Source organism: Nonomuraea sp. NPDC005650, from assembly GCF_040605375.1.
Classification (GTDB): Bacteria; Actinomycetota; Actinomycetes; order Streptosporangiales; family Streptosporangiaceae; genus Nonomuraea.
Window position 1 is genome coordinate 384865 of sequence record NZ_JBEXCR010000002.1, and the last position, 24358, is coordinate 409222.

General features: G+C 66.4%; 24 protein-coding genes, 1 tRNA gene and 1 pseudogene. 7 read left to right on the forward strand and 19 right to left on the reverse strand.

Annotation, left to right across the window (positions count from 1 at the left end; all coding sequences use genetic code 11):
* Positions 1-42: 42 nt before the first annotated feature.
* From tmk to topA, 4 genes are all read right to left on the reverse strand, one after another.
* Entirely contained in the window at positions 43-2112 is a 2070-nt protein-coding gene (tmk, locus tag ABZS69_RS04595; protein ID WP_355366385.1) for a dTMP kinase, read from the reverse strand.
* A gap of 132 nt (positions 2113-2244) precedes the next feature.
* Positions 2245-2790 carry a helix-turn-helix transcriptional regulator gene (locus tag ABZS69_RS04600; protein ID WP_355366388.1) on the reverse strand — a complete coding sequence of 182 codons (546 nt, stop codon included), beginning with the start codon at positions 2788-2790 and terminating at the stop codon, positions 2245-2247.
* Positions 2791-2865: 75 nt separating this feature from the next.
* The gene (locus ABZS69_RS04605) at positions 2866-4083 is read right to left on the reverse strand and encodes a metallophosphoesterase (RefSeq protein ID WP_355366391.1); all 1218 of its coding nucleotides are present in this window, start codon (positions 4081-4083) and stop codon (positions 2866-2868) included.
* Positions 4084-4141: 58 nt separating this feature from the next.
* The gene (gene topA, locus ABZS69_RS04610) at positions 4142-6826 is read right to left on the reverse strand and encodes a type I DNA topoisomerase (RefSeq protein WP_355366394.1); all 2685 of its coding nucleotides are present in this window, start codon (positions 6824-6826) and stop codon (positions 4142-4144) included.
* 190 nt (positions 6827-7016) lie between these two features.
* Here topA and ABZS69_RS04615 point away from each other — a divergent pair, with 190 nt between their 5' ends.
* Positions 7017-7202, forward strand: a complete 186-nt coding sequence (locus tag ABZS69_RS04615; protein ID WP_355366397.1) for a DUF5703 family protein — start codon at positions 7017-7019, stop codon at positions 7200-7202.
* A 118-nt stretch (positions 7203-7320) separates the two neighbouring features.
* Here ABZS69_RS04615 and ABZS69_RS04620 read toward each other — a convergent pair whose 3' ends face one another.
* Positions 7321-9339, reverse strand: coding sequence for a chaplin family protein (locus tag ABZS69_RS04620; RefSeq protein WP_355366400.1), 2019 nt, complete (start codon positions 9337-9339; stop codon positions 7321-7323).
* Positions 9340-9576: 237 nt separating this feature from the next.
* Complete coding sequence (locus ABZS69_RS04625; protein WP_355366929.1) at positions 9577-10191, reverse strand: hypothetical protein; 615 nt, start codon at positions 10189-10191, stop codon at positions 9577-9579.
* Between the two features lie 351 nt (positions 10192-10542).
* Between ABZS69_RS04625 and ABZS69_RS04630 the strand changes: the two genes are divergently transcribed.
* A tRNA-Leu gene (locus ABZS69_RS04630) sits at positions 10543-10628 on the forward strand.
* A 64-nt stretch (positions 10629-10692) separates the two neighbouring features.
* A complete protein-coding gene (locus ABZS69_RS04635) occupies positions 10693-11124 on the forward strand; it encodes a hypothetical protein (RefSeq protein WP_355366403.1) in 432 nt (143 codons plus the stop codon).
* 45 nt (positions 11125-11169) lie between these two features.
* Here ABZS69_RS04635 and ABZS69_RS04640 read toward each other — a convergent pair.
* The 9 genes and pseudogenes from ABZS69_RS04640 to ABZS69_RS04680 all read right to left on the reverse strand — a co-directional run.
* Positions 11170-12285: pseudogene (locus ABZS69_RS04640) on the reverse strand (recombinase family protein); the annotation flags it as partial.
* An 8-nt stretch (positions 12286-12293) separates the two neighbouring features.
* Positions 12294-12425 carry a hypothetical protein gene (locus ABZS69_RS04645; RefSeq protein ID WP_355366406.1) on the reverse strand — a complete coding sequence of 44 codons (132 nt, stop codon included), beginning with the start codon at positions 12423-12425 and terminating at the stop codon, positions 12294-12296.
* Positions 12422-13990, reverse strand: a complete 1569-nt coding sequence (locus ABZS69_RS04650; RefSeq protein ID WP_355366932.1) for a replication initiator — start codon at positions 13988-13990, stop codon at positions 12422-12424. The genes ABZS69_RS04645 and ABZS69_RS04650 overlap by 4 nt, the downstream gene beginning before the upstream one ends.
* A 38-nt stretch (positions 13991-14028) precedes the next feature.
* Complete coding sequence (locus tag ABZS69_RS04655) at positions 14029-14184, reverse strand: hypothetical protein (protein ID WP_355366409.1); 156 nt, start codon at positions 14182-14184, stop codon at positions 14029-14031.
* Positions 14177-14377: a hypothetical protein gene (locus tag ABZS69_RS04660; RefSeq protein ID WP_355366412.1), complete on the reverse strand. Its 201-nt coding sequence runs from the start codon at positions 14375-14377 to the stop codon at positions 14177-14179. The genes ABZS69_RS04655 and ABZS69_RS04660 overlap by 8 nt, the downstream gene beginning before the upstream one ends.
* Positions 14377-15801 carry an FtsK/SpoIIIE domain-containing protein gene (locus tag ABZS69_RS04665; RefSeq protein ID WP_355366415.1) on the reverse strand — a complete coding sequence of 475 codons (1425 nt, stop codon included), beginning with the start codon at positions 15799-15801 and terminating at the stop codon, positions 14377-14379. The genes ABZS69_RS04660 and ABZS69_RS04665 overlap by 1 nt, the downstream gene beginning before the upstream one ends.
* 86 nt (positions 15802-15887) lie before the next feature.
* Entirely contained in the window at positions 15888-16208 is a 321-nt protein-coding gene (locus ABZS69_RS04670; RefSeq protein ID WP_355366418.1) for a hypothetical protein, read from the reverse strand.
* Positions 16205-16483: a hypothetical protein gene (locus ABZS69_RS04675; RefSeq protein ID WP_355366421.1), complete on the reverse strand. Its 279-nt coding sequence runs from the start codon at positions 16481-16483 to the stop codon at positions 16205-16207. The genes ABZS69_RS04670 and ABZS69_RS04675 overlap by 4 nt, the downstream gene beginning before the upstream one ends.
* The gene (locus ABZS69_RS04680; protein WP_355366424.1) at positions 16483-16893 is read right to left on the reverse strand and encodes a plasmid replication, integration and excision activator; all 411 of its coding nucleotides are present in this window, start codon (positions 16891-16893) and stop codon (positions 16483-16485) included. The genes ABZS69_RS04675 and ABZS69_RS04680 overlap by 1 nt, the downstream gene beginning before the upstream one ends.
* 154 nt (positions 16894-17047) lie before the next feature.
* On the opposite strand from ABZS69_RS04680, the gene ABZS69_RS04685 reads away from it, so the two are divergent.
* Complete coding sequence (locus ABZS69_RS04685; RefSeq protein WP_355366427.1) at positions 17048-17428, forward strand: hypothetical protein; 381 nt, start codon at positions 17048-17050, stop codon at positions 17426-17428.
* Here ABZS69_RS04685 and ABZS69_RS04690 read toward each other — a convergent pair.
* Positions 17413-18144 (reverse strand): GntR family transcriptional regulator, encoded by a 732-nt coding sequence (locus ABZS69_RS04690; protein WP_355366430.1) that lies wholly within the window; start codon positions 18142-18144, stop codon positions 17413-17415. The genes ABZS69_RS04685 and ABZS69_RS04690 overlap by 16 nt on opposite strands.
* A 181-nt stretch (positions 18145-18325) precedes the next feature.
* Positions 18326-18610: a hypothetical protein gene (locus ABZS69_RS04695; protein ID WP_355366433.1), complete on the reverse strand. Its 285-nt coding sequence runs from the start codon at positions 18608-18610 to the stop codon at positions 18326-18328.
* Positions 18611-18958: 348 nt separating this feature from the next.
* Here ABZS69_RS04695 and ABZS69_RS04700 point away from each other — a divergent pair, with 348 nt between their 5' ends.
* The 3 genes from ABZS69_RS04700 to ABZS69_RS04710 all read left to right on the forward strand — a co-directional run bounded on the left by ABZS69_RS04700 (position 18959) and on the right by ABZS69_RS04710 (position 22142).
* Positions 18959-20341, forward strand: a complete 1383-nt coding sequence (locus ABZS69_RS04700) for an XRE family transcriptional regulator (protein ID WP_355366436.1) — start codon at positions 18959-18961, stop codon at positions 20339-20341.
* Entirely contained in the window at positions 20338-20880 is a 543-nt protein-coding gene (locus tag ABZS69_RS04705) for a flavoprotein (protein WP_355366439.1), read from the forward strand. Before ABZS69_RS04700 ends, ABZS69_RS04705 begins: the two co-directional genes overlap by 4 nt.
* A 272-nt stretch (positions 20881-21152) precedes the next feature.
* Positions 21153-22142, forward strand: coding sequence for a hypothetical protein (locus ABZS69_RS04710; RefSeq protein ID WP_355366442.1), 990 nt, complete (start codon positions 21153-21155; stop codon positions 22140-22142).
* A 223-nt stretch (positions 22143-22365) separates the two neighbouring features.
* Here ABZS69_RS04710 and ABZS69_RS04715 read toward each other — a convergent pair whose 3' ends face one another.
* The gene (locus ABZS69_RS04715; protein WP_355366445.1) at positions 22366-23562 is read right to left on the reverse strand and encodes a hypothetical protein; all 1197 of its coding nucleotides are present in this window, start codon (positions 23560-23562) and stop codon (positions 22366-22368) included.
* A gap of 630 nt (positions 23563-24192) precedes the next feature.
* A complete protein-coding gene (locus ABZS69_RS04720) occupies positions 24193-24357 on the reverse strand; it encodes a hypothetical protein (RefSeq protein ID WP_355366448.1) in 165 nt (54 codons plus the stop codon).
* Position 24358 lies beyond the last annotated feature (1 nt).

The window sequence follows — 24358 nt, forward strand, 5'->3', positions numbered from 1 at the left end:
GGCGCCCGCCTGCCACCAGGAGACACCGTCCTCGAAGAGGGGTTAGTCGCGAATGGTAGGCATCGTCCAATCGCCGCGAATGGCAGGCATCGTGCCCGTGGCGTCCTCGGACTCCTGCGGCACCGGGTCCGGCAGGATCTCGCGGATCCGGTCCTGGACCTGGCGGGTGATCACCTCGGACGGCAGCGTGCCGTCCACCACCAGGTAACGCTCCGGCGCCGCCGCGGCCAGCGCCCGGAACTCCTTGCGCACCCGCTCGTGGAAGTCCAGCGGCTCCGACTCGATCCGGTCGGCGGCCCCGCCCAGCCGGGTCAGCCCGATCTCCGGCGGCGTGTCGATGAGCACCGTCAGGTGCGGCACCAGCCCGCCGGTGGCCCAGGCGTTGATCTTGGACACGTCCTTGGGGTCGAGCGCCCGCCCGGCCCCCTGGTAGGCCAGCGACGAGTCCACGTAGCGGTCGGTGATCACGAGCGAGCCCCGGTAGAGCGCGGGCCGGATCACCTTCTCCACGTGCTCGGCCCGGTCGGCGGCGTACAGCAGGGCCTCGGAGCGCGCCGACATCCCGCGCTCGGCCGCGTCGAGCAGGATCGCCCGCAGCCGCATGCCGACCTTGGTCGAGCCCGGCTCGCGCGTCTGCACCACGTCGTAGCCCTGGTCACGTAGCCAGATGGCGATCAGCCGCGACTGGGTCGTCTTGCCCGACCCCTCGCCGCCCTCGAACGCCACGAACAGCCCTGGCACCGCCTCGGCCGCCTCGGCCGGGAACCGCTCGCCGCGCACCGCCGCGATCAGGTCGCCGGCCAGGGAGATGCCCTTCCTGTCGTCCATGTGCCGCAGCGCGAGGACGCCCACGACCATCGCGAGCACCCCGCCGACGACCAGCACCAGGTTGGAGCCGTCGAACCGGTAGGCGAGCTCGCCGAACCGCAGCCAGTGGACGCCGAAGATCGCCGCCAGCGGGTTGGCCACGGCAACCACGAGCAGCAAGGTCACCCGCGCCGTGGACTGCAGGAACGAGAACGTACGGCCCCGCAGCCCGTCTTCGACCTCGAGCCCGATCATCGTGTAACCGATGATCCACGCGATGCCCGCGCACGCCCCCAGCAGCACGGTCAGCATGACCACGATCGCCAGGTTGTGCACCAGGGCGGTGGCCACCAGCACCAGCCCTGCGAAGGTGATTGCCAGGCCGAACAGCCGCCGGCGCGACAGCTCGCGCAGCAGCCGGAGGCCGAAGAACATGCCCAGCGCCATGCCGACGAAGACCGCGCCGAACACGACGCCGTAGGCCGCGTCGCCGCCGCCGAGCGCCTCGACGTAGATCTTCGCGACGCCGACCACGGCACCGCCTGCCGCGAACGCCCCCAGCATGCCGATGATCAGCCCGCGCACCAGCCGGTTGCGGCCCACGAACCGCCAGCCCTCGACGATCTGCTTGAACACGGAGGGCGCGGAGACGGCGCCGTCACGCTTGGGGATGTCGCGCAGCGTGAAGATCAGGGCGGCCGAGACGAGGTAGGCGCAAGCGTTGACGACCAGCGCCAGCGACGTGGCGTCCTGGCCGGACATGAACGGCACCGTGCTCTTCATCACGTCGCCCACCAAGGACAGCGCCGCGAACAGGATGGCCGCGACCGGCGCGGTGCCGTACGTGACCAGCAGGTTGAGCCGGTTGGCCGACTCGAGCTCGTCCTTGCGCACCAGGTTGGGCACCGTGGCGTCCTTGGCCGGGACCCAGAACAGGTTGACGCACTCGACCAGGACGGTCGCGACGATGACCCACTCATAGCTGCGGACGAACGGGATCGACAGCACCACGGCGAACCTGGCCAGGTCGGCCGCGACCATCGTCAGCCGCCGGTCGAACCGGTCGGCGAACACCCCCGCGAGCGGCCCGAGCAGCACGGCGGGCAGCATCTTGGCGATGAACACCCCGCCCACCGCCAGTGACTGCAGCCGGTAGTCGCTCTGCGTGAGGTTACCGGCCAGGGCGGTCAGCGCCAGGATGTTGAGCCAGTCGCCCAGGCTGCACACCGACATGGCCATCCAAAGCCGTCTGAACGGCGCATTGGCCAGCACGTGGGCCGGGCGGCTCCGGCCAGGGGCAGTCATGATTTCAGCGTATCCAGGAAGTCGGCGGACAACGGACGAACCGGATATTCCCGGCTGACTCGGGGCTGAGAGTATTACGTACGCGGGCCAGCGTGCAGGCCGCATGCCTCGAATAGGCCCCCAAAAGCATCATCAATTCATAACTCCAGCCTCAAGCCGGGCCTCTTCCACCAGCGGCCCCCACTCGGCACGGATCTCCTCGGGCAGCTCCAGCTCGCTCCACAGCTCGACGAGCAGCACCCCGTCCACGTGATCGAGCAGCTCCTGGGGATCGCCCTCGCACAGCAGCGCGGTGTAGGCGGCCCGGCGCGCCTCCCGGTCGGCCAGGTCGTAGACCCGGTCGCGCAGCCGCACGACGCCCAGCGCCGCCGCGACCGGCAGCCGCCGCAGCCGGCTCGGCACGTGGAACGTCCGCCCGCCGCCCGCGCGGGCGGCGAACTCGACCTTGGCCTCCAGCGCCAGCCGGAAGCCGGCCGCGTCGAGAATGCGCCCCGCGGTCTCCAGCGTCGGTGACTTCCTGCCGTGCTCGTAGGCCGACAGCGTGGTCCTCGACGTGCCGCTCACGCTGGCCAGGACCCGCTGGTTCATGCTGGCGGCGTGCCTGGCCTGCTTGAACAGCTGCCCGCCACGCTTGGCCCAGAAAGCGACGTGCGCCGCCTCCATAGGCGAGGAGACCATCCCCCACCTCCGATCAGTATCCGGTTGGATACTCTACGCCATCATGACCGCAGGTGACCAGTGGATCGCGGAAAGTCAGCGACGCAACTCCAGCAGCGTGATCTCGGGCGGCGCCCCGACGCGCACCGGCGGGCCCCAGAACCCGGCACCCCTGGTGACGTAGACCTGCACCCCGTCGACGGTGGCCAGGCCGGAGACCACGGGCTGCTGCAGGCCCACCACCAGGTTGAACGGCGCGATCTGCCCGCCGTGCGTGTGGCCGGACAGCTGCAGGTCGACGCCGTGGCGAGCGGCCTGGTCGACCTGGACCGGCTGGTGCGCCAGCAGCACCGTGGACCGGCCGGGGTCCCGGCCGCCCAGCGCCTTGTCGAAGTCGGGGCCGTCGCCCGCGGCGGCGCCGTTGAGGTCGTTGACCCCGGCCAGGTCGAGCACGGCGCCCTGGTGCCTGATCTCCACGCGCTCGTTTCGCAGCGAGCGTACGCCGAGCTGGTCGAGCTCCTCGATCCACTCCATGGGCCCGCTGGGAGCGAAGTATTCGTGGTTACCGGTCACGAAATATGCCCCGTAGCGGGACTCAAGGCTCTTCAACGGCTGCGCCAGCGCCCCCAACTGGGCCACCGACCCGTCCACCAGGTCGCCGACGATCGCCACCACGTCGGCCTCGAGCCCGTTGATCATGCGGACGATCCGCTCGGTGTGGCCCCTGCCCGTGAGCGGCCCCAGGTGGATGTCGCTCACCACGGCGAACCGCAGGCCGCCGAGCCGCGGGTCCAGCTTCGGCAGCGCCACCTTCACGCGTTCGATCACGGGATCGCCCAGGGCGCTCGTCATGCCGTACCCGACCGTGCCCAGCGCTCCCGCGCCCGCGATGGCGGCGGTGGTGCGCCCCAGGAAGAGCCTCCTGCTGATCGGGGCCGCCTCCGGGGCGGGCTCGGGGGGCGCCGGGGCGCCCGCCATGGCGGGCACGGGCACCGGCGCCGCCTCGCGCGCCACAGCCTTCCGCGCGGCCCTGCGCAGGAAGAGGGCGGCCACCGCCCGCGGCACCTCCAGCACCACGAGGAAGACGATCAGGTAGAACATCAGCGCCAGCCAGATGTAGCCCGGCCAGGCCAGCCAGTGCCCGAAGTCCATCCGCGTGGCCGCGAACGTGGCCACGACGAGCACCGTCAGCCCCACCACGCCCCACGTCAGCGCCTTGCGCAGCCGCCCGGGGCCGGTGGTGGAACGGACCATCCGCTGCCACAGATAAAGGTGTGCCAGCAGGACCAGGCCCGCGAAGAACAAGACGATCACAGCATCGATGCTACTTGCGGGGCCGCGTCCGGCGGCCCCGCAGGTCTCGCGGTTCGCCCTACGACTTGGCCGCCGGCTTCTTCGCGGGAGCCTTCTTCGCCGGCGCCTTCCTCGTGGTGGTCTTCTTGGCCGCCGGCGCCCGCTCGCGCCGCTCGGCCAGCAACTCGGCCGCCCGCTCGGTCGTGATGTCCTCGACCGTGTCGTCCTTGCGCAGCGACGCGTTCGTCTCGCCGTCGGTCACATAGGGCCCGAACCGGCCCTCCTTCACCACGATCGGCTTCTTGGAGCTGGGGTCGTTGCCCAGCTCGCGCAGCGGCGCCGCCGCCGCGGCCCGCCGGCCGCGCTGCTTAGGCTGCGCGAACAGCTCCTTGGCCTGGTCGATCGTGACCGTCAGCAGGTCTTCTTCCGAGGCCAGCGAGCGCGAGTCGGTGCCCTTCTTCAGGTACGGGCCGAACTTGCCGTTGTAGGCCACGACCTCCTCGCCCTCCAGCTCGCCGACGAGCCTGGGGATCGCCAGCAGCTTGAGCGCGTCCTCGATCGTGATCGTGTCCAGCGACATCGTCTTGAACAGCGAGGCCGTGCGCGGCTTGGGCGCGTCGGCCTTCCTCGTCCGTCGCTTGGGCGCCTCTTCCTCGGGCGGCTCGGGCAGGACCTCCGTCACATACGGCCCGTACCGGCCGTCCTTGGCCACGATCATGTTCCCGGTCACCGGGTCCTGCCCGAGCTCCCGGTCGCCCGTCGGCCTGGAGAACAGCTCCTCGGCCTTCTCCGCCGTCAGCTCGTCGGGCGTCATGTCCTCGGGCACGTTGACCCGCGCGCCGTCCCTGTCGAGGTAGGGCCCGTAGCGCCCGACCCGCAGCACGATGTCCGAGCCCCTGACCGGGAACGAGCTGATCTCCTTGGCGTCGATGTCACCGAGGTCGGTGACCATCTCCTTCAGACCCTCGTCGCCGTCGGAGCCGTAGTAGAAGCGCTGCAGCTCGGGCACCCGCTCCGCCCGGTCGTTGGCGATGTCGTCGAGGACCTTCTCCATCTCGGCGGTGAAGTCGTAGTCGACCAGGTTGCCGAAATGCTGCTCCAGCAGGTTGACCACGGCGAAGGCCAGGAACGACGGCACCAGCGCCGTGCCCTTCTTGAACACGTAGCCGCGGTCGAGGATGGTCCCGATGATCGAGGCGTACGTCGAGGGCCGCCCGATCTCGCGGTCCTCCAGCTCCTTGACCAGCGACGCCTCGGTGTAGCGCGCGGGCGGCTTGGTCGAGTGGCCCGCCACGTCGAGCCTGCTGACGCTGAGCGCGTCGCCCTCCGCCAGGTTGGGCAGCCGCTTCTCGGAGTCGTCGCGGTCGGTCGAGGGGTCGTCGGCCCCCTCCACGTACGCCTTGAGGAACCCGTAGAACGTGATCGTCCGGCCGGAGGCGCTGAACTCGACGTCCTCGCCGGACGACGACCTGCCGCGCACCTTGACCGTGATCGACTCGCCGACCGCGTCCTTCATCTGCGAGGACACCGTACGCTGCCAGATCAGCTCGTACAGCCGGAACATGTCGCCCGACAGCCCGGTCTCGCCCGGCGTGCGGAACTCCTCGCCCGACGGGCGGATCGCCTCGTGCGCCTCCTGCGCGCTCTTCACCTTGCTGGTGTAGACGCGCGGCTTGTCGGGCACGTAGGCGGCCCCGTACAGCTTGATCGCCTGGGACCTGGCGGCCGCCACGGCGGTCTCCGACAGCGTGATGCTGTCGGTACGCATGTAGGTGATGAAGCCGTTCTCGTAGAGCCGCTGCGCCACCTGCATCGTGTACTTCGCGGAGAACCCCAGCTTCCGGCTGGCCTCCTGCTGCAGCGTGGTCGTCCGGAACGGCGCGTACGGCTTGCGCGTGTACGGCTTGCGCTCGACGGACTTGACCGCGAACGACGCGCCGCTCAGCCGCCCGGCCAGCTCGCCCGCGGCCTCCTCGGACAGGTGGAGCACGTCGGCGTTCTTGAGCCGCCCCGTGCTGGCGAAGTCGCGGCCCTGCGCCACCCGCTTGCCGTCGACCCCCGTGAGGGTCGCGGTGAAGTCGCGGGGCCGCTCCTCGGGCTTGTTCGTGTCGAAGAGCGCCTGCAGGTCCCAGTAGTGGGCGGGCGTGAACGCCATGCGCTCCCGCTCGCGCTCCACCACCAGCCGCGTCGCCACGGACTGCACGCGACCGGCCGACAGGCGGGGCTTGACCTTCTTCCACAGGACCGGGCTGACCTCGTAGCCGTAGAGGCGGTCGAGGATGCGCCGGGTCTCCTGGGCGTCGACGAGGCGCAGGTTGAGGTCGCGCGGGTTGGCCACGGCGTCCTGGATGGCCTGCGGGGTGATCTCGTGGAACACCATGCGGTGCACCGGGACCTTGGGCTTGAGCACCTCGCGCAGGTGCCAGGCGATGGCCTCGCCCTCGCGGTCCTCGTCAGTGGCCAGGTAGAGCTCGTCGGCGTCCTTCAACAGCTGCCGCAGTTTGTTGACCTGCGACCGCTTGTCGGGGTTGACGACGTACAGCGGCTCGAACTCGTGCTCGACATTGACCCCGAGGCGAGCCCATGGGGCCCCCTTGTACTTCTCGGGGATGTCGTCGGCCTTCTCCGGAAGGTCACGGATGTGGCCGATGCTCGATTCGACGATGTAGCCGCGCCCGAGGTACCCGGCGATCGTCTTCGCCTTCGCGGGCGACTCGACGATCACCAGGCGTGTTCCGCCGGCGCTGCCGTTCTTGGCTGGCACGCTGCTTCCTACCTCGCTGTTCGCTTTGCAAATCCCCCTGCCGGGAGTCGGCACAGACTGAAAGGTAACCCGACTCGCGGAAATTTCCTTCCCCCGGGCTACCCACTAGCTTCCGGGTCCACCCACAAGCACGCAGAATAAGCCCCATCGAGCGGCATGGCGCCCTGACTCACCCTGGAGACTAATCGTTGTGGTCGACTACTCCTACATGGATATCTTCATTCCACGCGACCTCACTCGCGAAGCAGCACGTCAACTGCTGACCGAACACGCAGAGTACGGGCAGTGGGAGCTGGCCCGCGTACGCGTGTACCCCGACGGGAGCCGCCAGGTGCGGCTGCGTCGCAAGGTTATGCGGGTGCGCAGCACGCTTTGAACCCCGGACATGGCTTTGCCCGCCCCGGGCCGCGCCCCCGGAACGGGCAAAGCGTCTAACGCTGACCGCTCACAGGCTGTGAGCGGTAGCCGTCCTTGTTACGTGCTGCCTGATTCCCTTACTTCCGGCCGAGCCGGAACCGGCGGGCGGTCCCGAACAGCGTCGCCGAGGCGGCGAACATCGAGCCGAGCACGAGGGCCAGCAGGGAGCTCGAGTTCATCCCCCCGAGGCCGGCGGGCTGCTCGGCGCTCATCAGGCCGCTGACCGGCAGGCCGCGGGTGGCCGAGGCCACAGCGCCACCGGCCGGGGTGCCGCCCACCAGGTCGGTCGCCGGGTCGAGCACGGACACGGCGCCGCTCGACGGGGCGGGACGCCCGGCACCGTCGACCTGGCCGGCCGCGTGCGTCTTCTTCTTCGGCTGGGCCGGGGTCTGCGCCTGGCCGGGCAGGCCGGGCAGCTCGGGCAGGCTCGGCAGGCCGAACGTACGGGAGGCGTCCTCGACCAGCGGCACCGAGGTGAGACCCGTGCCCGCGACGTCCTGGAGCTGACCGGTCACGCCCAGTTGCCGGGGAACCCCGGTCAGGCCCTGCGCCGGCTGGGTGACGCCGGCGATGTCCTGCAGGCCGCCGAGGGCCGGGACGGCGGGGAGCATGGGCAGCAGCCCGCCCTTGGCGCCCTTCTCGGCCATCTTCTCGACGCCGCCGCGGACGTACCCGTGCGGGTGGTCCGGCTTGCCGACGTTCGCCCCGCCGAGACACCCGGCCGCGGCGTCACCGAGGACGGCCGCCGCGTTGCCGCAGACGTTGATCGGCGCGGCGATCGGCGCGATGATCTGGTTGCCCGCGAGGACCCCGGCGCGGCCGGAGGTGCGGTTGCCGCCGCCACCGGTCCGGTCGACCTTGGCGCCGCCCTTGCAGTGGGCCCTGGACGCGCCGAGCACGGCCGCCGCGTTGCCGCAGATGTTGATGGGAGCGGTGATCGGCGCGACGATCTGGTTGCCGCTCAGCACGCCGGCGCGGCCGGAGGTGCGGTTGCCGCCGGCTCCCGTGCCGCCGTTCTTCACGCGGGCTCCACCCTTGCAGCCGGCGAACGCGTGCCCGATGACCGCGACGGCGTTGCCGCAGACGTTCACGGGGGCGCTGATCGGGGCCACCACCTGGTTGCCGCTGAGGACGCCCGCCTGGCCGGAGGTGACGTTGCCGCCCGCCCCGGACCCGGATCGGGTGTTCTCGACCTTGGAGCCGCCCTCGCACCTGGCGGCCGCGTTGCCCACGGCGTTGCCGCAGACGTTCACGGGCACGCTGATCGGGGCGATCACCTGGTTGCCGCTGCCCACCCCGAAGCGCCCGTCGGTGTCGTTGCCCGAGGAGCCCACGGGGCCGTGGGGACCGTGGTAGCCGCCGCGCCGGCCGCCGTCGTTGGTGACGCTCGAGCCGCCCTTGCAGCCCGAGAACGCCCGTCCGACGACCGCGACGGAGTTGCCGCAGATGTTCACCGGCGCGGAGATCGGGGCGACGACCTGGTTGCCGCCCAGCACGCTCGCGTTGCCCGAGGTGCGGTTGCCGCCCGCGCCCACTCCGGTGTTGTGGACGCTGGAGCCGCCCTTGCAGCCCGCCGTCGCCTCGCCGAAGATCGCGACCGCGTTGCCGCAGGCGTTGATCGGCGCGGAGATCGGCGCGGTGATCTGGTTCCCGCCGAGCACGCTGGCGTCGCCGGAGGTACGGTTACCGCCCGCGCCGCCCTTGCCCTGGTTGCGGACGGCGGCGCCGCCCCTGCAGCCCGCGTCGGACCTGCCGACCAGGGAGACGGCGTTGCCACAGGCGTTGATCGGGGCGCTGATGGGCGCGTTCACCTGGTTGCCGCCGAGCACGCTCGCGTTGCCCGAGGTCCTGTTGCCGGGGATGCCGCCCTTGTTGACGACCTGCGCGCCGCCCTGCGAGGAGGCCTCGGAGCTGCCGACCACGCCGACGGCGTTGCCGCTGATGTCGATGGGCAGGGAGATCGGCAGGTCGACCTGGTTGCCGCCGCCGACGGACGCGTCGCCCGAGGTGTCGGCAAGAGCAGTGCCGGGGCCGAACGACATGACGGCGACGGCCAGCAGGGCCGCGGGAGTAGATGCCTTTGCCCACGTACGCATGATGAATGCTCCTAGTGGTTCTTCGGGGGGATAAAGGGAACAGTTCGCGGGCAGCCCGAGGCCGTGCGAGGTTTCACGCACAGCGGAGACCTCGGATTCGCGAACAGCTGAACTGACGTGTTTGTGCGCCTTTGCGCACGCTGTGCACCCGCCGGCGGAGAGGCGTTCAGACCGCACTCAGCCGCGTTGTTTTGGAAAGGGGCCGGTCAGCGAAAGGACCGGCAGCTGCAGGCGGGGTCAGTCAGGCGAGAAGGAGGGGTCGTCCGCCGCTGTGCGGACGACGGGGGCAGGCACCCGCGCCACGAGGGCGCGGAGCACCTGCAGCCGCGGGTCGAAAACTGACCTCGCGACGTCACCCGCAGCGGCTCCGAACGAGCCGCTGCCACCGCCGTTGGGCACCAAGCCATTGGTGTCCAGGATCTTTCCGGCGGTGGACGGTGTTGGCAGGCCAGGATCCTGCTGGCTGTTGAGCCCGTCAACCGTACGCCCGGCCATGGCCTCGGCGTTGTCGTTGTCGGACGCCGTGGCGCCGTCCGGGCTGATGAGGGATCGAGACACCTGGGCGGACACATCGTCCACGGGCTGCGCGGCCGTGGACCTCACTTGCGTGTCCGCCGTCGGAGTCGCCGCTTCGGCGGCCGCCGGGGCGGCGGTGATCATGCCGAAGACGAGCGCGAACAGCCACCCGGCGGCCACCAGGGCGCCAATCGTGACTGCCCGCACGACGAGCCGACGGGCACCGGCCGCGAACCGCGCCATCCGGTCGACCCAATCGGTGGTCTCGTCCTGCGCCGGGACGGTCACGGGCAGGCGATGCACACCGAGGGCCCCAGCCCTCCGCTGCATCACCATGCGCGCCACGTGACCTCCCGCACTCCAGAACCGGCCTCATTTGTCGTGAGGCCGGCCCATGGACTCACCCCTCAACGGTCCGTAACCGTAGCAGCACTCAAAGTTGCCGCAAGGCCTTTTCATCGGAGACCCAGAAATTCACCAACTCCCCATGCCCCAAAGCATCCCCAACTGCCACAACACCCTCTTGCGTATGCCACCGAAGCCCCATCAGGAGCCCCCGCCCGCCCCATTTCCCGCCCCCGGGAGACACCCCGGAGGAGCGACTGGATTCTTGGTATGAAGCACCCCTCAGAGTTTGCTAACCTTACTGAGCCGACGCGAGATGACGGTCCCGCGTGCAGGCACCAAGTCCGGGTGGCGGAATAGGCAGACGCGCTAGCTTGAGGTGCTAGTGCCCAGTGATGGGCATGGGGGTTCAAGTCCCCCCTCGGACACAGACCCGTACCCCATATGGTCCTGGTTGCTGGAGACAGCGACCAGGACTTTATGTTGTGAGGGGTGGTAGACCAGCTCCAGGCCGAGGCTCGCGTAGATCTTGGCTTTGCGCGTGGGGTCCGCTCTCCCCAGAACGTCGACGAGGCTCCCCAGATCGCGCAGGGACGCAGCCAGGCCGTCGCGATCGAGGAGACGGGGCCGGGCGACGGGAAACCGCTTGAGCCTGTGTTGCAGCTCAGTCTTCCGACCTTGCTCCTCGCTCATCCAACTCGCGATGAGCACCGGGTCGGCGCCGGCTTCCAGGGCCGCGCGGTGGCGAGCCAGCTTCCGATCACATTCGGCCATCTGCCGCTTGATGGCTTCGGTCTCGTGCAGTACCGGGGACGGCGCTTCGTGCGCTGTCAGCAGAAGGTCCAAGGTGCGGTCGATGTTCGACGGGGTGAACAGGCGTGCCAACCAGCGGTCGAGCTTGGGAGCTACGTCGATCTCGCGTAGGTAGACGTTGCGTGGGTGCGTCACGCGGTTGGCGAGCGCGTACTCCTCTGGGAACCTGCACCGGTAGTAGGGCATTTCGTTGGCCCAATGCCCTTGCATCTTGCGGTCACAGAGCCCGCAGATGAGTCGTCCGCGGAGCTGGTACACGCGCTGAGCTCGCCTGACAGTCTTGTCGGTGTAGCGGTCACCCCGACTGTGGAGCGTCTGTTGCGCTGCCTCGAAGTCCTCCCGGCTCACGATCGGTGGATGCGCCGGGGCGTCCGACCAGATCCACTTGTCCTTGGGGTTCCAGCGGAGCTTGGGCATGTGCCCGAGGCCGACGTCATCCACATCGATCAGGACCTCGTCCTTCCGCTGCCTGTTCCATACCTGATAGCCGGTGTAACGAGGGTTGAGCAGGATGGCGCGTACGGCGCCCTTGGACCAGGCGATCCCGGACCGGTGGCGGTTGCGTCCGGGATCATGAGCGGAGGGACACAGGATGCCCTCTCGCGTCAGCCTCTCGGCGATGGCGAAGATGCCGTAACCCGAGAGGAAGTCGGCGAAGATTCGAGCGACCACGGCCCAGGCGACGGGGTCGAGTTCGAGCCGATGCAACCGCCGGCCATCCGCCGCTTTCGCCGGGTTGGGGTGCGGACCGGCATCCACCAAGATGTAGCCGTACGGCGGACGCCCGCCGAGAAATCGGCCTTCCATCTGCGCTTGGGCACCCATGGCACTGCGGACGCGGACCTTGACGCGGTTGCGCTCTCCCTTGCTCATGCCGCCGAAGACGCTCATCACAAGATCGTGCGCCTCGTTCGTCGGATCGATGGGACCACCCACCTCCGGCACCCACAGCGGCACGCCGAAGTGCTCGAAGATCGGGAACGTCAGGCCGTACTGGTTGCCGTAGAAGGCCCGGTGAGGCTCACCGATCACCACGGCCTCGAACCCGCGATCATGGTCTCGTAGCCCGACCAGGAGCTCCGCCGCCTGCGGACGACGCTGCCAGGGGATCGAGCGTGACTTGTCCACGTCGAAGAACTCGGTGACGATCACTCCCCCACGTGGCTCGATGAGCGCACGGGAACGTGTGATCTGCCATGCTCGCGACGACGCGGGGTCTTGGTTGTCCTCCGTGGAAACTCGGCCGTAGAAGCCGAATCGAATGGTGTCCATGTCGCTCCTCAGGCGGCGTCGGCGTGGACGCTCTGGGACTCCCGAGCCTCCAACAGGATCGCGAGCAACTCCGCCGCAGCGCTCGCGTTCAATGTGGGAACAGGTGGGAGGACGACCGACAGCTCGTTCACCGCCTTCATGCCGCCCTCCCCTCACTTGCCGAAGGATCTTGGTCGCCCGCCTCGGCTTGGAGTCGGGCCATGTGGGCGCGCCAGCGTTGCCGTTCGGCCACCGAGCGCAGGAGCCGGAGCGCCAACGGTGCGAGGTTGGCGTCTCCGGCCGGGACGGGCTTCCAGACGTAGCGGTGTGGATCGGTCGGTTGGTCGGTCTGGCCGAGGGCTTCCAGGACCCAGGTACGGCGGTCCTGCTTGTGCTCGGCGAGGGTCTTGTTGGACCACTTGCGGGAGACCAGGACGCGGCGCCCCGCGTAACCGAGGTGTTCGGGCTTGTGGGCCTTGCCTCGACACTGGCCGGGAGCCATGCCCGGCTTGGCTCCCTTGGGCTGGACGCCGTAACGCAGCCAGTTCGAGCAGGCCGGCGAGCAGGGCTCGTAGCGCAGCGCCTCAGCCAGGCGTGCAGCATGGTCGCGCCGGGCCTGGTGGTCCGGGTCGAGACTGTCACTGAGCGACTTGGTGAGGTACTTGGACAGGTAACGGACGCACTGGTCGGCGTCCGGGGTGCCCGCGAGCACGCCTTGCACGTCCACCTGGACGCCGAACCGGATCACATGCAGGGGTTCGGCGGTCTCGTCCACGTCGAGCTGGTCGAGCGCCTGGTCCCAGGTAGGCAACACCTCACCCGTGCTGGGGTCGAGATAGCCCGTGCCGTCCTCCCAGACGGGCAGGTGATTGCCGCCGAAGACGACCTTGTCGGCCGCCGGCCACCAGACCTGGTGGTAGGTGGCGGCGGCTATCTGCTTGATCTCCGCGCGTGGCAGGGTTCCGCGGATGGCCATGTGCAGGTGCGGCGCGAGCCGCTTTTGTGGCTCCACAGCTGCGAAGTACTGCACGTCGTAGCCAGCGACGCGGCGCAGGTTCTGCACGAATCGGTCGACGAGCTTGGAGAAGTGCAGCGCGTCACGAGCGGCGCGGGCGTAGTCGTAGGTGTCGGGCTCGACGGGAACCCCGTCCTTGACCTTGCCGTAGGACGGGAGGGTGAGAGTGACGAACAGGGAAGGCCGGTAGACCTTGCCGTCCGAGCTGGTGAAGGTCCGCCCGAGCGTGGAGTTGATCATTTTGCGCTTGGGCAGTTCGGGGGCGTCCTGCCGTCGTCTGGTCGAGCGGTTGCGCTTGGGGAGCGTCCGGCCGAGGACGTTGCCACGCATGCCCGCCGCGTTGATCTCCTCATCGAGCCCGACGATCAGCTCGTCAAGGTCGGTGGTGTCCTGGCCCGCTTGGTCTGCCGCGTCGCGTTGGGCTTGGACGTCAGCGCGGAACTCGACCAGCCAACGCTGTTCCTCGTTCGGCTCGTCCGGCGTGATCGCGGGTTCTTGGTCGAGGTGCCAGCCTTCCCGGCATTGGGCCATGCGCAGGTGCCGGTTGCGCTTGGCACACGGCGGGCACTTGGCCTCCAGGGTGGCTCCGCACGGGACATCGACGATCTCCCAGACTCCGGTGTGGGTGTCGAGCCGCTTCAGAGGGATGGGCTGGATGCACACCCCGTACTGCTTGGCGACCTCTTCGGCCACATCGCGGGCAAGGGGCATAGCCAGCCGTTCGGCGCGGGGCAACGCGCGGTCGTAGGTCAAAGATCGTCCCCCTCGTGGTCGGGGTCAAAGAGGGCGCCTTGGCCGCACTCGCGGCATTCGACCAGGCCCGCCGCCAGGTCCAACCAGAGCGTGTTCTCGCTCAGGCACTCCGAGCAGCGCAGCCCGTCAAGGAGGTTGGAGAGGTCACGCACGGTCGCTGCCCTCCGTCTCGGCCAGCTCGGCGCACAGCCGGTAGAGGCCTTGGTAGGGGTGGCGACTGATGTGGGTGTGGAAGATCTCGAACGCTCGCACGCGGGGCAGGTCCCGGACGGTGAGCATAAGGAGGACCGAACGTCCTGCCACCAGCTCGATCTCTTCGGCGGTGCCGTGGAAGCAGACCTTCATCAGGCGTCCTCTCCGGCAGCGAAGGCGTCGGCCATGGCGCGGATGTCGGCGTCGGAGACGTAGGCGGCACGGACGCGGATCGGGTCGGGCGAGGTCTCCAGCCGGACGTAGCCGACGCCGGCGCCCAGTCCTGGGACGGGTGAGATGTGGTCGGCCAGCGCTCCCCGATCCCGCGCGCCATCGCCGAGGACCATGTCCACCTGTTCGGACTCGTCCAGCCGAAGCGCGATCTTGTCGGGGAACAGGTTGCGGATGTTCATGACCTCCTTGCGTGGGTCCTGGAGAGCCGCCAGGACACCCACACCCACAGCACGGCCCTGAGTCGTGAGGGTGGCCAGCGCGGCCGAGATCCGCCGTTTCAGCTCCCTGTCGGACTGGTACGCGGTCAGGAACGCCACCTCGTCGACCACCACCAGGACGAAGGGGTCATCCACGGTCGGGGTGTGGGAGCGCTGGATGCCGGCGAAACGGGCCGCGCGCTTCTGCATGACGGACACGGCCTGGTCGAGGAGGTCGGCGCATTCCTCCGGGGTGGCGGCGTACCGGCTGCCGAACAGGTCGCGTCCGTAGGACAGTTCCATCAGTTTGGGGTCCAGGGCCCAGATCTCGACCAGGCCCACGCGGACGGCGGGAAGGAGCCCGCGGATCGTTGACCAGATGATCGAGCCCTTGCCCGCTCCGGTGGCGCCCGCGACCAGGACGTGTGTGCCGTGAACCTTGAGCAGCCAGGGTTGCCCGTCCTCCTGCTTTCCGATCTCGACCGGCCCCACGGTCGGCGAGCAGGGCATGGGAAGCGCCGGGATGCGTTCGGCCAGCGGGTCATGCCTGGGAAAGGTGAGCGTGAGGCGACCGCCCCGTGACAGCGCTACTCGGCATGAGGCGGAGCCGAACCCTTGGGCGAGGTGGTCGAGGCGGTCGGCCCAGTCCTTGACTGACTGCCCTTTGAGCATGCGAACGGTGACGAGGTCGGCCCACGGGGTGCATGTGACCTTGCCGAGCCTGGGGAGGTAATCGCGTCCCCACAAATGTCTGCCGAGACCGGAGACGATCATGACAGGTTGCCAGTGTCGCCGGTAGACCCAGACGAGCCGCCACCAGGCCAGCAGCCGCCAGCCGACCCACCTGGCGAACGAGGAACGGCCGGCGAGAGCCCAGGCGATGAGCCCTGCTGGCGCCGGCGAGAGGAGGAGCAGAGCGGTCTGCCAGCCGTACAGCCAGCACAGCACGGACGGCACCGCCAGGACCACGACGGCGATGGGGTGGCGCCAGATCGTACGGACGAGCCCGGCGAGCAGCCGCCAGGCGAGGATGACGATGGTGATGATGGCGGGGGTCTTGACGACGGCCGGGCGGAAGACGACGGCCGTGTCGGGGGTGGTGGAGACGAGGTTGCGCGCCTCGTCACCGGGAAGCCTGCGGAACATAAGCTGAATGCCTCTCGTGATGTGGATCGTGGGAGAACCAAGGGGCCGCCGGAAGTTGCCGCTTCTGGCGGCCCCGCCTTGCTTGGTCAGGCCGCCGGGTCGTTGGCGGTCATGTCAGCGGCTGACTGATCGGTGTGCAGTCGCTCGCAGTCAGCCAGGTAACGAGCGGCTGCGGTGAAGATCTCTCGGGCGATCGCCAGGTCGGCATCGGTGACCGGCCCCGCGCCGGTGGTGGAGATGTGCACGTTGGCCTCGTGCGAAGTGAATTCCAGGAACGGGCGCGGGTTGCTGAGCAGCATTCCGGAGCTGACTCGCAGCTTGGGCGTGTAGAACGAAACGGCCAGATGCGGGGCGTTGTCCGGCCGCATCGTCAGCGTGGCGTAGGTGTAAGGGCCGACGTTGCTCACGCCGCCCTCCTCTTGGGAGCCACCTCACGGTCGCCCAGGGCTCGGAAGGAGCGCTCGACCGAGCGGGCGTAGCGGGCGGTCTCGCGGGCGAGTTGGCGCGCGAACGTCAGGTCCTCCGCGGTCACCGGACCGGCGGTGGTGACCAGGACGCAGGCGGCTCCGAAGTCGAGCGCCAGCACGGGCTCACGGTGGCCGTAGGGGTGGAGCAGGGTTCTGGCGGTCCGGCCGGTGGTCAGCCGGATCACGCTGGTTCGAGGGGTACGACGACGGGTCATCAGGCGGCGTCCTTTCCGGCCTTGTTCGGGGCGCTCTGGCGGGGAGCGTGCATCTCGTGGACCTTGATCGAGTAGGCGAGGCGACCGGCGGCGTTGACGTACGGGGTGACGGACATGCCGTCGAACTCGACCGGCGTGAATGGCAGGCCCGGCATCGGCTGCGGGGGCACCGGCTGGACCGGGGCGAGGATCTTGACCGCCACGGTCTTCTGGGCGGGCTTGAGGGTCGGGTCACCGTCCATGACCGCGACCTGCCAGACCAGCTCTGCGGTCTGCTTGTCACGGGCCTGCACGAACCGGCCGTTGGACGAGGCGTCGAAGTCCTTGACGGGCTCGACCTCACCGACGATGTAGCAGCCTCGTGGGAAGACCATGGCGAAGGTGACGGGGATAGGACCTTGCAGAGCCATGACGGCCCCCTTCTTGGATGTCAGACACTTGACCTATCAAGTGATGCTCTGAAGATACGACTCACAAACTTGCTACGTCAAGTGACCTAGCTGGAGTGACACACCTCTAACCGATCCGGTAGACACAGCCCTCACGATCAAGGAGGAGCCACAGGTGTACGTGCGGTTTCAAAGCCCCAGCCCCAACGCACGAGGAGTCCATCCCGGCGTCTTCGGCCTCGTCAACGACCTCGCCAAACGGGACAGACTCTCACCCGAGGAAGAGCGCTTCAAGACCGAGACGCATGCCTGGTACCACGCGAACCTGATCGACCCCAGCAACGTGGACCCCGACATCTACAACCGGGAACGCAACCCAGGAGCCACCGCCTGGTTCAAGCTAACGGCCGGCCATCTCATCGACCGGGTCTCCGGCTACCTGGAGATCCTTGCCACACACGAGGTGGCGTGCGTGCGCGTCGAAATGGCCGACCCCGGCAACGTGATCTATGAGGACGCGCACCAAGTCATCATCGTGCCCTACCGAACCGGATAGGCGTCTTCCAACTCGTGACGGTCGGCCGGAAGCAGCACCTCCACCACGACCAGGGGACGACCGGAGGCATCCCGGACAGCCCCGAAGACCGCCAGGAGCGGGACGTTCTTGGGCATGCCGAGCTGCTTGACCTCCTGAGCGGTAGGCATGCGCGCGGTGATCTGCTCCACGATGTGATCAAAGCGGATCCCCTTGCGGGACTGGAGATGCTGCCGGATGCCCTGCGGCAACGGCTCGCCACTCGTCAGGTCGGTGCCCTCCGACAGCTCCAGGGGCAGCCAAAGCGAGACCAATTCACTCGGCTCGCCATCTCGGACGACCAGACGTCGACGCAGGAACGCCTTGCTCTTGGGCTGTGCCTCCAGCAACGCCGCCACCCGATTGGGCAGCGCGACGGCGCCGGCCTCGATCAGCTCACCGGGGGCATTGGTCTCCGGATTGGTCAGGTACGCCTGCCCGGGACGGTTGGGCTCCACGGCTGCCATCGCGGGACGGCCACGCACGAAACGCCCCTTGCCCTGCTGGGACTCGATCCAACCCTGCTCACGCATCACCCGCAGCGCGGCGACAACGGTGGGGCGCGAGACGCCGAACTCTTGGATGAGCTGGTGTTCGCTGGGGAGGAGGGAGCCGGGCGGGTAGGCCCCCGACTCGATACGCCGTTGAAGGGCCTGCACAAGCTGCGCATACTTCGGCGGCACGGACTCTAGCGACATTCTGACCGTCCAACACCCGACAGGTTGTTTTACCAAGTTTGAGCGTATCCCTGGCCTGCCCCTGCTGTCCACGCTTAGCTCAAGCAACCCAGGCCCGGCAACTGGACAGCGAGACGCGACGAGGCAGCAAGCACCACCGGCCCTCTGGCCGGAGCACCGTCACGGCCTCGCCGCACCCGTCTCAGCGACCCTTGACGTACTCCGCCAGGATCAAGGCCGCACCCCGCGGATCGTTGGTCGGATGCCGCATGTCGGCGTCCGGCCAGGAGTAGTAAGCACCGTGGTACTCGATGAACACCCGCACCGGCAGCCCCGGATGGGGCCGGGCCACCATCAGCGCACTGTTGTTGTCACGCAGTTCTGCATTCACGCCGAGGACAGTGAGCTCATCACGCAGCCGCACGAGCATGCGCCCCGCAGCCCACCGCATGACATCCGCCGCCAGTTCGGCCGCGATCGGATTCATCTCCCGCTCCCTTCGGCCCGGCCTCTTCCGAGGCAGTCGAGACACTCCCGCTCCCCAATCCCTTCGGGCTCCTCCCCGTCGTTGCCAATCAGGAGGGCGCGGCGCGAGCCCTTCAGCTTGTAACCGAGCCCCCGACACGCAGGGCAGAGCCTTGCCTCGCTGTTCTCGTCTGGCCGGGTCACCGTCGCCATCTCCTCGCGAGTCGTTCGGTACTCCCTGTGGCGGAAGTCCGCTTGACGTACCGTGGTTGATTGATGGCAAGTTCACCGGCAAATCAGAATCAGGGGACCCGCTAAGAGGCCCCCCTCTTAACCCCTTTTCGATCCACCATCGGAAAGCAGGCCAGGTATGCCCGAGGCAACACCCAATGTGCTACTTCGGAACTGGCGGCAGCAGGCCGATTTGACCCGCGCCGAAATGGCCAAAATGGTCAACCTCACCAGGAGCGGGATCAAGTACAACCTCGCCTGCGACGAGGAGCGCATACGCCGCTGGGAGGCGGGCGAGGTCACATGGCCGCGCGAGCCGTACCGACTGGCCTTGACCGAGCTCACACACCAGGACCCGGAAGACCTGGGCTTCGCGCCCACCAGACGCACCCGCACTCACGTGGATTCCCCCAAAGCGGTTGATACCCTTGCAAATGCACCACGCGCTGTGAATCTCGTCGAAAGAGGAGAGGACGAGAACGTGCGACGCCGCGAATTCGTCGGCCTCACGGGGGCCGCCCTGTTCAGCTCAGTAATCGGACAGCCCGGCCCCACCCAGGACACCGGCCTCAATATCGAAAACCTCGCCGCCGCACTCGTCGATTACTCCACGCCCACAAACGGCCCGATCGACCTCGACGCACTCGCCACCGCAGTCAGCACCGCCAAGCGCAACTACCAGGCATGCCGATACGCGCAGGTAACCGCCAAACTGCCGGCCCTGCTCAGCAAACTCCGTGCCGCCAGCACCACGCTGAACGGCGACGACCGGCTACGCGCCTACATGCTGTGCGCCGAGGCGTACCACGTGACCGCCTCCATCCTGCTCAAACAGGAGGACAAGGGACTCGCCTGGCTCGCCGCAGATCGCAGCGTCCAAGCCGCGCACGCCAGCCAGAGCCCCCTCATGATCGGCTCAAGCTCCCGCATCATCACCCACGCCCTGATGGACGGCGGCCACCACTGCGCCGCCACCGACTCCGCACGCAGCGCAGCCCAACGCATGGACACCGACCTTGCTGCCCCGTCCCCCGACGACCTGTCGATCTACGGATCCCTCCTGCTACGCGGAGCCGTCGCTGCCGCCAACACCGGGGACCGGCACAACACCGTCGAACTCCTCGACGAAGCCGCCGAAGCAGGCACACGACTGGGGCACGACGGCAATCACATGTGGACCGCGTTCGGCCCGAATAACGTCCTTTGCCACCGTGCCAATGTCGCCCTCCGTCTGGGGGATGCCGGCACCGCCATCGACTACGCCCGCCAGGTCGAGTTGGACAAGCTCCCGATCAGCGAACGCAAGGCCACGCTGCTACTCGACACCTCCCGCGCGTTCCTGATGTGGAACCAGCATGACAAGGCGCTGCACATCCTGCGCGCCGCAGGTGAGCTCGCCCCCGAGGAAATCACCGGCCGCCCCGCGGCTCTCCGGCTGGTACGTGACATCCTGGCAACCGCCCCGATCAGCGTCCGCCGCGAAGCCCGCGAGTACGCGGCAACCTTGGGAGTCAGCGCGTGACCCAACCCGGCAAGGTCCTCTACATCATCGTCTGCGCCGCAGGACCCGCCCCGGACGTCGGCCGCCTCGTCGCCCTCGCCCACGACCAAGGCTGGACCGTCCAGATCGTCGCCACCCCGCCGGCCCTCGACTTCATCGACATCCCCGTGTTGGAGAAGCAGACCGGGTTCCCCGTCCGCAGCCAGTACCGCAAGCCCGACGAGCCGAGATCACCCCGCGCCGATGCGATCATCGTCGCCCCCGCCACGTACAACACGATCAACAAGTTCGCCCAAGGCATCGCCGACACCTACGCCCTAGGAATTCTCTCCGAAGCCCCAGGCTTGGGCATCCCAGTTGTCATCCTGCCGTTCGTCAACAGCGCCCTGGCCTCCCGCACACCATTCCGCCGCAGCATCGAGGACCTACGCACCGATGGCGTGCGCGTCCTGTTCGGCCCAGACCAGTTCGAGCCGCATCCGCCGAGTTCGGGAGGCGACCGAATCGACGCCTACCCTTGGAAGCGCGCACTCACAGAACTTGCCGAATTGATCTCATAGGTATCAAGGGCGGCGCTGCGCGCCGCCGGCGCGGGCCGAGCGCGGCCGCACGCTGCGCGTGCGGCCTGGAGGCCGTTCTCGCGCACGGCCGCGCTCGGCCCGCGCATCACTCTTTCGAAGCCGCTTGCAGCTCAGCGTTCTTCCGCACCATTCCGAAACGATGGAGATGATACGCCCTATGGCACCAGCGTTGAGCGAGATATGTTCCTGCCTTGACAAGCTGTCTCAGACATGCCCTGATAACTATAAGGTCTGTCTTGCTGTGGAGGGCTATGGCCAACAGAAAATTCGCACACGAGTTCGGCCTAACACTTGTATGCACGCCGCAGCGCTTCGGCCGCCAACGAGAGTTTGAACTGCTTCCTGCGGAACAACTAGAGGGCTGTCACATCTATATCGTAAGCCAGCAGCCTAGGCTATCCATAGCGCCAAACAGCGGCGAATTCGCAAACTCAATATTTCGCGCAATCCTCCGGGTTCAGCATGCGGGCGAGTTCCATGAGCACCCAATCCGTATGCGCATTCCACCAGAGCAGGAAGGATTCACACTTAAGACCGAATGGCCTCACGACTTTATGCGTGTCTTCGATCAGCAGGGTGAGCTATATTTCTCGGCTCCAGTTGCACTATTTCTACGTGGATACAACATAAAAGGCCTGCCTGGCAACATCTTCGATCAGGAAGTTCTATATGTGGGACAGGCATTCGGGAAGGAGGGTGAAAGATCTGCGTTTGATCGCCTACGCAGCCACTCAACTCTACAGAGGATCTACTCTGAATTGTCGCCCGATAAAGAGGTGTGGCTCTCCCTATGCAAAATAACTGACGTTGTTCTTATGCAAACCATGACTCCGCACCTAGAAGCGGAGATCGAGGGCGAGGAGGAGAATTTACAACGAATCATGGATCTAGTAGCTTGGACGCAGAGCAAAGACTTCACGTCCAGGGAAGGCGTCGCACTTATCGAAGCAGCTTTGATTCGTTTCTTTCAGCCGAAATATAACATGATCTTCCGTAACAACTTTCCCGACCCCGCACATGTCAGCACTAGGGAGTGTTACGATCTAGAGATAAATGCGCTAATCATGGAATTCCATGGCAACGGCAGCGATAGCCGTTACTGGACTCCCACAGTAAATGCTGAATGGCAGCATATCCATCTATACTCGCTATTCTCTGCGGAGGATAGACGGAGCTTGCTCGACATGTGGGGTCCCGATACAGAGGCCATCCAGCTTGACGGAAAGCCCGCTTCCTCATAAGTCCGTCGTCTCAATACTCAGGCGCATGCCATAGTTCTCGTCCGCTTTCACGATAAAACAACCGCACAAGTGCAGCCCTTACGATCGCCTGGGGGTGATTGATCGCCGTGCAGAATTGGGGGCGATCGACGCGCCAAAGCTTCGTTCCTCAGCCCCGGCCCACTGAGCCACCTGGCGCAGCTCTGACGGCTTGGCATCCCAAGCACTACCCGTGCAGGGAGCGTTACTGATGCTTACGGATCCTTTTCCTTACCTTCCACAGAAAGTACATGTCGGACAATTGCACAGGACCGAGATCGTCATAGTATTTATAGATATGCGTTAGCGACGTAGCTGTGGCGGCGACTCCCGTTGCAATGATCAATGGAAGTGATCCTATAAGGCCAACTGTAGTGATTGTTGATCCCAGGGCAACGCTTGCGCTCGTCTTTGCAGCAAATGTTCTTCGACTGACTCGCAGGCGTCTTTCGATGTCAGCAAGTGCGGGCGTAATGTACTCACGTTCCACCGCGCGAGCTATGTCTTGAGGAGCGGCCGACCCGCGCTTCTCTAGCTGAGAGCGAATGGCTTCTCTAAGTGCTTGGCGAAAGTTTTCGAAGTATGGCTGCTCGTCTTCCCTGAGCTTTATCAAATCACCCAAAGGCATGCCTTCGATTGAAGGGAGTGGCAAGTCGAGAGCTACGGCGACTTCGTCCGCTACTTCTTGTTCGGCATTTACCCATGATGCACTAAGCGCTTTAGCCAGAGGAATTTTGAAGTGATCCGAAGAATCATAGTCCGACAGTAGTCCATAAGAGCATTCCTCGAAGACTTGCTTAATCACATCTTCTCGACGTGGCCGACGGCTCTTAGAGCCAGCTATCGCGACTTTTGCTGGCTCGGAAAAGAACTCGTGTGTGATTTTGAACCACCATCTGTCAGGTGGAAGCCAGTACGAGGAGACGTCAGCCTCTCTTCGCAGGCGCGCTTTTATTTCGTCGAGCACTTTCTTGTCATAAAGATTTTCGAGGATAAAACCTACGTCGCTTCCATGCTTCACTTTGCAGTCGGAGCAGAGGTGGGTTCGCATACTCTTGCGGTCGAAGATAATATGCCGATCAAGGCCAACGTTCCGGATGTATAGCAGCAATTCAATCTGCTCAGACAGAGCATGAATAAGCTTGCCCAAGTCCTTCTTTTTCGTTCGATTTATGCGATCAAGAAAGCCGTCAGCCCTGTAACCCTCTACGACTACATGATCGAAATATGTTAGGATTCTTGGATAGCTAAATTCTATCTCTTCCTGCATGCAAGCGAAGTCCAGGCATCCCATGGTGCCGGAGAGGTCAATTCCTCGGCCGGCCATAATCGTAGCGTCAGGCATTCGATGGTCTGATGGATGCGTCGGCTCTTCTTTGGCAATCTCTACGAGTCTTGCCACGGGGCCAGGGTATCGGAACAGGTCGATCACTCTTGCTGGATCATATATTTCGTACTCGTCGACCCATCTATATAGCCAGTAATCGCTAGCTTCAGGGGTTTCCATAGAGATGCTCCCTTATGCGACTCATCTGCTTATCGTGGAGTACGTAGCGTAACTCCCGCCTGGAGGTCGAGACCAGCAAGTAAGGGCCATGTTACTAAGGCGGTATAGCCGCCCGCCGGAGCAGGCGCACCACCGAGATCATGCCAACCGTGACTGACGATCCTCAGTTGCAGTTCCAGTTGCGATCTAAGGCCCTCCTATGCTGTTTCAGGTGGACCGTACGCGCCCGTTGGCCCAGGATGAACCGATCGGGACGGGCAAGATCCGAGCTGCTAATGCAGTTTGGTGGCAACCCATGCGGGGTTCAAATCCGCACGTCAGAGGTTCTCGTCTTGTTCTCGGGAGAGGGTCCATGCGGCAATCTCATAGCAGAAGATGATTTTGATCTTCCGGTTGAGAGGGACACACAGATATCGGCCTCACGATCGCCTGGCTGTGGTTTGTCGCCGTACGGGGTTGGGGGCGATCGCCGGTTCGGAGCTTCGTTCCTCAGCCCCGCCCCAACGAGCTCCCAGGGCAGGCACCTCAGTCCAGCTCAAGCCATTGTTCGCCCTGCTCAACGAGATAGGCGAACGGTTCAAGTCCCCCCTCGGACACAATTTGGTACATGATCGCCGGAGCTGAGCTCCGGCGATCAATGTTTTTCTTGGCCGGGTCGTAGGTCATATGCAGGCCGAGCTGCTCGTACACA